Genomic DNA, 1,339 nt, shown 5'->3' with positions numbered 1-1,339 from the left:
GTTCATACGCCGCTGACCAGCGAAACGCATCATATGATAGCGAAGCCGCAATTTGGCATCATGAAACGGGGCATGCGTATCATCAACTGCGCCCGCGGGGGAATTATTGACGAGGCTGCCCTTCTCGAAGCGCTCGATGAAGGGATTGTGGCCGGCGCTGCTTTTGATGTATTTGAAAAGGAGCCTCCGGAGCCGAATCATCCTTTTTTTAATCATCCCCATATGATTGTTACCCCACACTTAGGCGCGTCTACTTTTGAAGCCCAGGAAAATGTAGCCATCGCTGTTTCGAAGCAAGTGATCCATATTTTGCGCAACGAGCCATTTAAGCATGCCGTCAATATGCCTGCGATTCCGTCAGGGCTCCTTAACAGGCTGCAGCCCTACTTTACCTTGTGCGACCAACTGGGCAAATCGCTGGCCCAAATGACGGATGGCGCTGTGCGTGAAGTGTCTGTGGAATGTGCGGGAGCGCTTGCCGATGTGGACATCTCACCCCTTGTACCCTATGCGCTTAAAGGGATACTTTCTCATCATCTCGGCGCGGAACAAGTCAATATTGTCAATGCCCTCTATTTGGCGAAGGATCGGGACGTTCATATTGGGACACGCAAATCCCTTATTGACCAAGGCGCGGCCGATGGGATTACGATTCGATTAAAGACCACGATGGAAGAAAGATGGGTGACGGGGGCGGCCGTGGCTGGCGTTGGAGAACGACTCATTCGAATCGGGCCCTACCCGGTAGAACTTCCAACGGAAGGATATGTCCTGTTGATCTCACAGATCGACAAACCAGGGATCATAGGCCGTGTCGGAACGTTGCTCGGAGATAGCGGCATTAATATTGCCACGATGCAGGTTGGCCGGACCGAAATTGGCGGTTCAGCGGTCATGATACTAAAAGTGGATAAAAAAGTGCCCAAACAAGTGATGGAAGCCTTATGTGCGATACCGGAAATCAAACGTGTACGGGAGATCAACTTTGACTAGCCTTCAAATGAGACGCCATCCAGTCAAGGAAAATGGACTGCCCTCCCATATGCGGTGTGCAGAAGTGCCAGTCGAAATGGAGAAAGAAGGAAGGATATGGAACATCTCATTGAAAAAAATCTCGAAACGGTCAGGCGGCAGATGGAACTGGCTTGCCAAGCATCGGGGCGCAAAGCAGATGAAGTCAAATTGTTGCTAGCAACCAAAACGGTGCCGATTGAAAAGCTGGAAATGGCCATGCAAGCGGGTGAAACGTTATTTGGGGAAAACAAGGCGCAGGAGCTACGGAGCAAGTTTCCGCTTATGCAGCAATACAAAAAGGTAGAATGGCATTTTATCGGCCATC

The 1,339-nt window shown here is 50.6% G+C and carries 1 protein-coding gene and 1 pseudogene; both read left to right on the top strand.

Going from position 1 to position 1,339, the window contains the following annotated elements; genetic code table 11:
• Positions 1-993, top strand: a 993-nt coding sequence (locus QJ48_RS34180; RefSeq protein WP_157261852.1) for an NAD(P)-dependent oxidoreductase, incomplete at its 5' end; no start/stop codon positions are given.
• A 96-nt stretch (positions 994-1,089) separates the two neighbouring features.
• A pseudogene (locus tag QJ48_RS34175) lies at positions 1,090-1,339 on the top strand (YggS family pyridoxal phosphate-dependent enzyme); the annotation flags it as partial.

The sequence above is a fragment of the Paenibacillus sp. A3 genome, assembly GCF_001399685.1.
In the GTDB taxonomy this organism is placed as follows: domain Bacteria; phylum Bacillota; class Bacilli; order Paenibacillales; family NBRC-103111; genus Paenibacillus_G.
Note: the sequence above shows the minus strand (reverse complement) of the source record. Positions and strands in the feature narration are given on the sequence as shown.